The 9,327-nt window shown below is 72.1% G+C and carries 9 protein-coding genes; 6 read left to right on the top strand and 3 right to left on the bottom strand.

Annotated features, from left to right (window positions below; genetic code table 11):
• Window positions 1-204: 204 nt before the first annotated feature.
• Window positions 205-660: a MerR family transcriptional regulator gene (locus C1A33_RS14115; RefSeq protein ID WP_101831974.1), complete on the top strand. Its 456-nt coding sequence runs from the start codon at window positions 205-207 to the stop codon at window positions 658-660.
• 9 nt (window positions 661-669) lie between these two features.
• Entirely contained in the window at window positions 670-1,722 is a 1,053-nt protein-coding gene (locus C1A33_RS14110) for an SDR family oxidoreductase (RefSeq protein ID WP_243407534.1), read from the top strand.
• A 127-nt stretch (window positions 1,723-1,849) separates the two neighbouring features.
• Here C1A33_RS14110 and C1A33_RS14105 read toward each other — a convergent pair whose 3' ends face one another.
• Together C1A33_RS14105 and cobM are read right to left on the bottom strand one after the other, a co-directional pair.
• Window positions 1,850-2,686, bottom strand: a complete 837-nt coding sequence (locus tag C1A33_RS14105; protein WP_101831978.1) for a cobalt-precorrin-6A reductase — start codon at window positions 2,684-2,686, stop codon at window positions 1,850-1,852.
• Entirely contained in the window at window positions 2,683-3,498 is an 816-nt protein-coding gene (gene cobM, locus C1A33_RS14100) for a precorrin-4 C(11)-methyltransferase (protein WP_101831972.1), read from the bottom strand. Before cobM ends, C1A33_RS14105 begins: the two co-directional genes overlap by 4 nt.
• Before the next feature lie 259 nt (window positions 3,499-3,757).
• Between cobM and C1A33_RS14095 the strand changes: the two genes are divergently transcribed.
• The gene (locus C1A33_RS14095; RefSeq protein WP_243407533.1) at window positions 3,758-4,366 is read left to right on the top strand and encodes a TetR-type transcription factor C-terminal domain-containing protein; all 609 of its coding nucleotides are present in this window, start codon (window positions 3,758-3,760) and stop codon (window positions 4,364-4,366) included.
• Between the two features lie 66 nt (window positions 4,367-4,432).
• Here the strand turns inward: C1A33_RS14095 and C1A33_RS14090 are convergent, their stop codons facing one another.
• Complete coding sequence (locus tag C1A33_RS14090; RefSeq protein ID WP_243407532.1) at window positions 4,433-5,254, bottom strand: DUF3710 domain-containing protein; 822 nt, start codon at window positions 5,252-5,254, stop codon at window positions 4,433-4,435.
• A 202-nt stretch (window positions 5,255-5,456) separates the two neighbouring features.
• On the opposite strand from C1A33_RS14090, the gene C1A33_RS14085 reads away from it, so the two are divergent.
• The 3 genes from C1A33_RS14085 to C1A33_RS14075 all read left to right on the top strand — a co-directional run.
• Entirely contained in the window at window positions 5,457-6,710 is a 1,254-nt protein-coding gene (locus C1A33_RS14085; RefSeq protein ID WP_101831971.1) for a DUF5925 domain-containing protein, read from the top strand.
• Window positions 6,711-7,133: 423 nt separating this feature from the next.
• Window positions 7,134-8,783 (top strand): carboxyl transferase domain-containing protein, encoded by a 1,650-nt coding sequence (locus tag C1A33_RS14080; RefSeq protein WP_101831975.1) that lies wholly within the window; start codon window positions 7,134-7,136, stop codon window positions 8,781-8,783.
• A gap of 117 nt (window positions 8,784-8,900) precedes the next feature.
• Window positions 8,901-9,327, top strand: a 427-nt coding sequence (locus C1A33_RS14075; RefSeq protein ID WP_165818382.1) for an RNA-guided endonuclease InsQ/TnpB family protein, incomplete at its 3' end; no start/stop codon positions are given.

The raw sequence follows: 9,327 nt of genomic DNA, 5'->3' as shown, positions 1-9,327 counted from the left end.
CTGCGCTGGTAGCGGCCGGGTGGGGCGGCGTGAGGTCCGGCGGGTGTCTTCGATGAGTCGTGCTACCCCGTGTAGCGCGTGGATCACGATCGTCGTCGGGGTTCGCGGGCCGTCCCCGCCGACCAGGGATCGGTAGGTAGCCCATTGCGCAGGTGTCTGCGTGTGGGTTGACCTGAAGCGCTTGAGGTTCCGCAGACTGGGTCCATGGCAGCGATCGACCGGGTTGACGACGCCCCGCCCCTGACGATCCAGGAGGTGTCGAGGCTGAGTGGACTGTCGGAGCCGACCCTGCGGTACTACGAGAGGATCGGCCTGATCGACGCGGTGGACCGTGACGGAAGCAGTGGCCACAGGCGGTACAGCCCCGCCGCGGTGGAGACGATCGAGGCGTTGGCGTGTCTGCGGGCGACCGGAGTGAGCGTGCGGGACATGCGTGCCTACCTCCGCCACCTCGACATCAGCGACGCGACCCGGCTGCGCGAGCTGTTCCAGTGCAATGCCGACCGCGCGGCCGAGGAGATCGAGCGCATGCGGGTGCGAACGCGTTATCTCCAGCTCAAGGCCGACCTGTGGTCCGCACGGGAACGCGGCGACACCGCCGCTGAGAGGCGCGCCATCACCGAGATCGGGCCGATCACGTCGGAAATGCGTTCATGGTGAGGGAAGACGATGATGGCCGAATCAGCGACCAGCGCCGGGAGAAGATGCGCGGACGACGCCGATCTGGTTCTCGTGACCGGCGGGAGCGGCTTCGTCGGGTCGCATACGGTCCGCCGGCTGCTCGCCGACGGCTACCGGGTGCGGGCGACTGTCCGCGATCCGAGTCGAGAGGCGGACCTGCGGGCGATGGTCGCTGAGCCCACCGACCGGTTGGAGATCGTCAGAGCGGATCTGTCCGCCGACGCGGGCTGGGGTGATGCTGTCGCCGGGGCCACCTACGTCCTGCACGTCGCGTCGCCGTTTCCGGCCATGCAGCCGGACAACCCGGAGGATGTGATTATCCCCGCGAGGGACGGTGCGCTGCGCGTCCTGCGGGCCGCTCGCGACGCTGGCGTCCGGCGGGTGGTGTTGACGTCGTCGTTCGCGGCGGTGGGATACAGCGGCAGGCCCGGCAGTGAATACGACGAGACCGATTGGACCGACCCGGCCGAGGAGAATACGCCGTACGTCAGGTCAAAGACGATCGCCGAACGCGCGGCCTGGGACTTCGTCGCGGCCGAGGGCGGTGGCCTGGACCTGTCAGTGATCAACCCGAGCGGGATCTTCGGCCCGCTCCTCGGCACGCACATGTCCGCCTCGACCGGTCTGGTCAGGGCAATGCTGGACGGCGCGATGCCGGTCGCCCCGCCGCTGTCGTTCGGTGTGGTGGATGTTCGTGATGTCGCGGACATTCACGTGCGGGCGATGACGCATCCCGCCGCGGCGGGCCAACGGTTCCTTGCCAGCGGTGGCACCGCGATCAGCTTCCTCCGGCTGGCCCAGATCCTGGCCGAGCACCTGGGCGCCGCCGCAGCCCGCGTTCCCACCCGGGAACTGACCCCCGACGAGGTGCGCGAGGCGGCTCGCTCGAATCCCGCGCTGCGGGACTCGGTCAACCAGCTGGGCCGGATTCCCGTCCTGCACACCGACAAGGCCCGCACGGTTCTCGGATGGACATCCCGCGACACCATCACGACCCTTGTCGACACCGCGCACAGCCTGCTCCGTATCCGACAGGCCTGATGCCCGCTTGAGGCGTCGCAGTCCGTACCGCAGTCCGTACCGCCGTCCGTGCCAGGAGCCTCTGCGCGCCCTCGCGGTCCGCGGAACGCGTCGGGCGGCTGGTGAGGGCGTTGATCGTGGCCCGGGGCTACCGCTTGCCGGGCGTGGTCGCGTGGGTGGTGAGCCAGGCGACGGCGTCGCCGACCGAGCCGACCACACCGACGCCAGGCGGGGTCGGCGGACGGTCGATCATGATGACGGGGACGCCGAGGTGGCGGGTGGCGGTGAGTTTGGCGGCGGTCATCGTGCCGCCGCTGTCCTTGGTGACGAGGACGTCGATGGCATGGCGGCGCAGCAGCTCCGTCTCGGCGGCGACGTCGAAAGGGCCGCGGTCCAGGATCACCGTCAGGCGCGGCGGTACCGGGCCGTCGGGTGGCTCGACGCTGCGGGACAGGAACCACGGCCGGTGCAACGAGGCGAACAGCGCGAGGTCGGTGCGCCCGGTGGTCAGGAACACGCGGAGCGTCGCGGTGGACTGACCTGCATCGGCGCCGGGTTGGCTGGCGGAGGCGGGAGCGAGGGCGTCGAGGAGGGCGACGGCGGCGGGCAGGGCGGGGACGCGGCGCCAGTCGTCGCCAGGCTGCTCCTGCCAGCCGGGGCGGCGCAGGACCAGCAACGGGACGCCGGTGGCGGCCGACGCGGTGGCGGCCGAGGCGCTCATCCTGGCGGCGAACGGATGGGTCGCGTCGATGATCGCGGTGATCCGCCTGGCGCGCAGCAGCGCGGCGAGGCCGTCCGGGCCGCCGAACCCGCCGACGCGTACCTCGCACGACGGCGGCACCGCCGGCTCGCGCACTCGCCCCGCCAGCGAGTACAGCACCTCGAGCACTTCGCCGGCCCCGGCCCCGGCTCCGGCGCCGACCAGGGCTGTGGCCAGCCGGCGAGCCTCCCCGGTCCCGCCCAGCACAAGCACCCGGCGCGTCACGCCCCCTCCCTCGCCCCACTCGCCCACGGTCCCGCGGGACCGAGGGCGTCGGGTGACGTGGTTGCGATCGGCGGGAACGCGGTCACGGCGATGGAGAGGAAGCTGTCGCGGAAGCCGTCGGCGGCCAGCGCCCGGCCGACGATGACGACGGCGGTGCGGGTCAGGCCGGCGGCGCGGGACTGGGCGGCGATGTCGGCGAGGGTGCCGCGCAGCAGCACCTCGTCGGAACGGCTCGCCCAGGCGACGACGGCGGCGGGGCAGTCGGCGCCGTAGGCCGCCACCAGCTCGGCGACGAGCTCCTCGATCCGGTGCACCGCCAGGTGCAGCACCAGGGTCGCGCGGGACTGGGACAGCGTCGCCAGGTCCTCGCCGGGGGGCATCGGGCTGGACACCACCGACGTCCGGGTCAGCACCACGCTCTGCGCGACGCCGGGCACGGTCAGCTCCCGGCGCAGTGACGCGGCGGCCGCCGCGAACGCCGGCACCCCGGGCGTGACGTCATAGGGCACCCCGGCCGCGTCCAGGCGGCGCATCTGCTCGGCCAGCGCGCTGTACAGGGACGTGTCGCCGGAGTGCAGCCGGGCCACGTCCAGGCCGGCGGCGTGCGCGTCGCACAGGTGGGCGGTGATGTCGTCCAGGGTCATCCGGGCCGTGTCGACGAGCGTCGCGCCGGGCGGGCAGTACGCCAGCAGGTCGGCGGGCACGAGACTGCCGGCGTACAGGCAGACGGGGCTCGCGGCGATCAGGTCGCGGCCGCGGACGGTGATGAGGTCGGCGGCTCCCGGCCCCGCCCCGATGAAGTGGACGGTCACCCGCGCCGCCTGGCGGCAGTCCAGGGGGCAGTGCCGGCGGTCCAGGGGGCAGCGCCAGCAGTGACGGCCGCGACAGCGGGGCCAATGGCGACGGCGGCGGCGGCCACACCGACGGGCAGGCGGGCGGAATCGGGCACGGGCAGGCAGATTAGCAGCTGACGGACGTGAGCATCGGATTCCGGTGATCTTCGGGCGATGTCCGGCGCAGCCTCACATCCGGGCGTGCTCGGAGCGGGGTCGCGGGACTACGCTGGCGCACGTGGAGCGCAGCGCCGTGCCGGAGCGCCGGAAGGAGATCTATCGCGCCGCGGCGGAGCTGTTCGTCGACCTTGGTCCGGACGAGGTGTCGTTCCGGGACATCTCATCGTATCTCGGCTACAGCCCCGTCGAGTCGATCCGTGACGCTCTCGCCGGGACGGTGGAAGCGGACGTCTGGGAGTCGCCACTCACCCAGGTGCTCGAGCAGTACTTCCGCATCGTCAACGCCTCCCTCGCGCAGGCGGCCGGGGGCGCGGCGGACCGGCTGGCGGCGCTCGTCCGCGGCACGATGATCTACTACGTGCGCTATCAGACGAGCGCGCTCGTGCTGCGGCAGCGGGTGCTCATGCGCGCGATGGACCGCTCGACGCTCGGCGAGAAGGTCGTCGAGCGAGGCGCGAGCCAGATCTTCGGCGACATCGTCCGGCAGGGGCTGGAGGAGGGCGTGTTCCTCACGCCGTTCCCCGCCGACGCCCGGCGCAGCATCGAGGCCGCCTGCACGGCCATGCTGGAGTGGTACGACCATCGTGGCGCCGTCGGCCCCGACCAGCTGATCGAGCGGTACGTGCGCCTCGCGCTGGCGACCGTCGAGTACACCGGCCTGGCGTGAGACGGCCTGCCCTGAGGCGGCTTGCCCTGAGACGGCTTGCCCTGAGACGGCCTGCCGTGAGGCGGTTCAGCCGAGCCGGATGACCTCCGAGCCCGCCCGCTGCGCCGGGATCTCGAGGACCTGTTCGCCGCGCCGGTCCGGCGGGAGCAGCGCGAGCGGCTCGCGCACCGGCAAGGGGAGGTCCCCACGGACGACGACGCTCGCCGCGAACAGTTCGTCGAGCTCCGGCGCCGCCGACGGATCCACGGCCGCCGGTCCGGTGTACACGGCGCACAGGAACCATCGCGGCCCGTCGACGCCGACGATGCGGGCGAACACCGGCCCGTTCTCCGTGTCGATCGACACCCGCAGCTCCGGTCCTCGCGGCCCGATGACCTCGATCTCCCCGGCATCCCCGGCATCGTCGGCGGCCCCGGCATCGCTGGCGGCCCCGGCATCGCTGGCGGTCTGGGCGGCGAGGTCGGCCTCCGCCTCGGCGCTCGTGGGTTCCGGCGCGTCCAGGTCAGGTTCGGGTTCATCCGTCCGGGGACCGGGCTCGCCGGTCTGGGTCTCCTCAGCCGCGGGGCCGCCGCCCGCGCCCGCGAGCAGGCCGGCGCGGATCGTGGCCCACAGTCCCTCGCCGCGCGGGGCGGCGAACACCGACAGCTCCAGGATGGAGGTGCCGTCCGTCGCCACCAGCATGGGAACGGGGCCGTCCAGCGACAGGCGTATCCACGTTCCGGCCACCCTGGGGATGAGCAGGGCGCCGAAGTCCGCCCGCTGCCGACCGTCGTCCGGCAGATCGGCGACGTCGAACGGCCCCAGGGGCGGCGCCGGTTCCGCCTGCGGCGAAGGGGGAGCCGCGGGCGTGGGCGGTTCCGCGTCCGCTGTGGGCGTGACCGAGCCCATGCGGGTCGCACCACGTCCGCGACCGGGAACCAGACGTCCACCGAACACCATCGACCACCTCCGTATATCAGCTTGCAGTGAGATGTCGAATGCGACGGGTAGGCGCGCCGGACGGTCCCGGGGGACACGCGGGGGGTGACGTGGCGGGGTAAATCCCGTAACGGGATGGTGGAATCCCGGCGCGTCCGCGACCATCGAGGGCGTGTCAGTTCCAAACCAGAAGGCGTCGCTTCCCAAGTCCTGCATGGTCTCCGAGTCGCTGAGCGGAGGGATGAAGCTTCCGTTCGTCGTCGGCCTCGACGACTCGGACACCCCGTACGACGTCGTCGACGCGCTCGCGCTTGCTCCTTTCACGACCGGTGAACAGCCGTGGGCCCGCAGTGCGCGGGTCGATCGGCTCCGTCCGGGCGCGACCCTGTTGCCTACCGGAGCACGGGTGTTGCGCTCCGTCGTCGAAGAGGCCCGTGACTCCCGGCTCGCCGTCGGCGAGGGGTGGACGGTACGGGCGGTGCGCTGGCGCGGCGGCGGCGGCGAGGTGACCGTCACCGCGGTCACCGAGCAGCTCGCCCGGGGCGTGCTCGAGGACGTGCTGCGCACCTCCACGGCCGAACCGGGCCCGGACGCCGCCGTCACCATGGGGTTCTGGTATCTGTCCAGCCAGCGCGGGCCGATCCGGACCAGCCGGCGCACGGCGACGACCAGCTGGTCGTCGATCCGTGCCAACTACGCGTCGACGGCCGTCGGCTCGCTCGACAAGCTGATGACGGTCCGCCGGGAGTCCGTCGTCGGGCGGCTGCTTCTGCTGCACGGCCCGGCGGGCACCGGCAAGACGACGGTGCTGCGGGCGCTCGCTCACGAGTGGCGCTCCTGGTGCCAGGTCGACTGTGTGCTCGACCCCGAGTCGTTGTTCGCCGATCCCGCGTACCTGATGGAGGTCGCGATCGGCTTCGACGACGACGCGGACTCCGACGACGCCGAGGCCGGCCCGGCTCCGGACGGGACGGCGGCCTCGCACGACGGGGCGGCCTCGCACGACGGGGCGGCATCGGAGTCCGCCGAGGACCGGATGGGGCAGCCGGTGGGCCGGCGCTGGCGGCTGCTGGTCATCGAGGACTGCGACGAGCTGATCCGCGGGGACGGCCGCGGCTCGACCGGCCAGCAGCTGTCCCGCCTGCTCAACCTGACCGACGGCCTGGTCGGGCAGGGCCGCGAGGTCCTCGTCGCGCTGACCACCAACGAGGACCTGTTCCGCCTGCACCCGGCTGTCGTCCGCCCCGGGCGCTGCCTGGCGCAGATCGAGGTGGGGGCGCTGCCGCACGCCGAGGCGGTGTCGTGGCTCGGCTCCAACGAGGGCGTCGGCTCGACGATGACCCTCGCCGAGCTGTTCGCCCTGCGCGACGGCCACGGCCTGCCCCGCCCGACCCGCACCGACACCAGCCACGGCCTCTACCTGTGACCCGAGGTCACTGACACCCCGCCGGCGCGCCGCACACGTGGCCGGCGCGCCGGCGGGGTGGGGTCTCGATGACGCGTCGCCACCGCGTCGATGATGCGTCGATGGCGGGTGGGCCGCGACGTATGGCGCGGGCGGGACCGTGTGTGTGGATGCCGATGGGGGGCGTGGCGACGGCCGCGCGCTACTGTGCCCGTGGACGAGGGCGAAGCCGGATGGATGACGGCGGCTAACCGGAGGAATGAGGCCGTGCCACCGACGTTTCCGGCCATTGCCGCTATGGTAGGCCGCAGTGGGGTCAACCGGTGCAATTCGTGGCGACGGCGGACACGGCCATTCCCCGGCCTCGATGGGCGCGGTTGACCTGGGAAGATGTGGGTTTGGCAGGGTGGTTGTCGTCGTTGTTGGGGGGTCGCCGTGACCACGATGCACGCGGGATTCGCCGCCGGGGCGCGGCGTGCCGCGGCGATGCCGGTGCTCACCAGCCGGGTGGACGCGGCCGGTGAGCATGCGCGGCGTAACGCCGAGGGCCACTGGCACGCCGTGACGGATCTCCAGGAGCGCCTGGCGGCCGCGGCGGTCGGGGGTTCCGAGCAGGCGCGGTCGCGTCATGCCGCCCGCGGCAAGCTGCTGCCCCGGGAGCGGGTCGACGTCCTGCTCGACCGGGGCAGCCCGTTCCTCGAACTGTCCCCGCTGGCCGCGAACGGGCTGTACGAGGATCCGGTGCCCGGCGCGGGCATCATCACCGGAATCGGGCGGATCGCCGGACGGGAATGCGTCGTCGTCGCCAACGACGCCACCGTGAAGGGCGGAACATACTACCCGCTGACGGTGAAGAAGCATCTACGTGCCCAGGAAGTCGCGCTGCACAACCGGTTGCCATGTGTCTACCTGGTCGATTCGGGTGGTGCGTTCCTGCCCCTGCAGGATCAGGTCTTTCCGGACCGGGAGCATTTCGGCCGGATTTTTTACAACCAGGCGCGGATGTCGGCGCTCGGCATCGCCCAGATCGCCGCGGTCCTCGGGTCCTGCACCGCCGGCGGCGCCTACGTCCCCGCGATGGCGGACGAGGCGGTCATCGTCCGCGACCAGGGCACGATCTTCCTCGGCGGCCCGCCGCTGGTGAAGGCCGCGACCGGCGAGGTCGTCACGGCGGAGGAGCTCGGCGGCGGCCTGCTGCACGCGCGCACCTCGGGGGTGACCGACCATCTCGCCGACGACGACCGCCACGCGCTGCGCATCGTCCGCTCGATCGTCGCGAACCTGGCGCCGCGCGCGCCGAGGCCGTGGGAGGTGGAGCCGGTCGAGGAACCGGCCGTCGACCCGGCCGGCCTGTACGCGGCGGTGCCGCCGGATGGGCGTACTCCCTACGACGTGCGTGAGGTCATCGCCCGGCTCGTCGACGGCAGCCGTTTCGCCGAGTTCAAGGCCGAGTACGGCACCACCCTGGTGACCGGCACGGCCCGCCTGCACGGCCATCCGGTCGGGATCATCGCGAACAACGGGGTGCTGTTCGGGGAGTCGGCGCTCAAGGGCGCGCACTTCATCGAGCTGTGCGACCAGCGCGGGATCCCGCTGGTGTTCCTGCAGAACATCACCGGTTTCATGGTCGGCCGTGAGTACGAGGCGGCGGGCATCGCCAAGCACGGCGCGAAGATGGTCACCGCGGTGGCCTGCGCGCGAGTGCCGAAGTTCACCGTCGTCATCGGCGGCTCGTTCGGCGCCGGCAACTACTCGATGTGCGGCCGGGCGTACTCGCCGCGGTTCCTGTGGATGTGGCCGACGGCGCGGATCTCGGTGATGGGTGGCGAGCAGGCGGCGGCGGTGCTCGCGACCGTGCGGCGCGACCAGGCCGACGCGGCCGGGGTCGAGTGGAGCGACGCGGACGAGGCGGACTTCCGCGCGCCGATCCTCGACCGCTACGCCGAGCAGGGCAGCCCGTACTACTCGACGGCGCGGTTGTGGGACGACGGGGTGATCGACCCGGCGGACACCCGCATGGTGCTCGGCCTGGGCCTGTCGGTGGCGGCGAACGCCCCGCTGGACCCGGTCGGCTACGGCGTCTTCCGGATGTGAGCGGCGTGACCGAAGAACGTAGCGCGCGGGCCCCGTCCTTCAGGGCGGGGTCAGCGCGTCAACTCCGGCGCCAGGATGGCAGCGGCACGGTGTATTCTTTCAGGTGTGGGAAGTCGGGTGGTGAAGCGGGCGTACCGCTACCGCTTCTACCCGACCCCGGAACAGGTTGCGCAGCTTTCCCGCACTTTCGGCTGTGTCCGCTACGTGTACAACCGGGCGTTGGCCGAGCGGCACAGGGCCTGGTTTCAGGAACAACGCCGGGTCACCCACGCCGAAACAGACCGGATGCTCACCGCCTGGAAGCAGGACCCGGAAACGGTGTGGCTCGCCGAGCCGTCAAAAGGCCCGTTGCAGGCGACACTGCGGAACCTTCAGACCGCCTACGTGAACTTCTGGCAGAAACGGGCCGGCTACCCGACCTTCAAGAAGAAGGGAAAGACCACCGACGCGGCAACCTACTTCCGGAACTGCTTCTCGTTCCGGGACGGCCGGATCACGCTGGCGAAGCAGGATCGGTCGCTGGACATCGTCTGGTCGCGTCCGC

It is taken from the genome of Frankia canadensis (assembly GCF_900197875.1).
Lineage (GTDB): Bacteria > Actinomycetota > Actinomycetes > Frankiales > Frankiaceae > Frankia > Frankia canadensis.
This window is presented reverse-complemented; position numbering and strand designations above follow the sequence as displayed.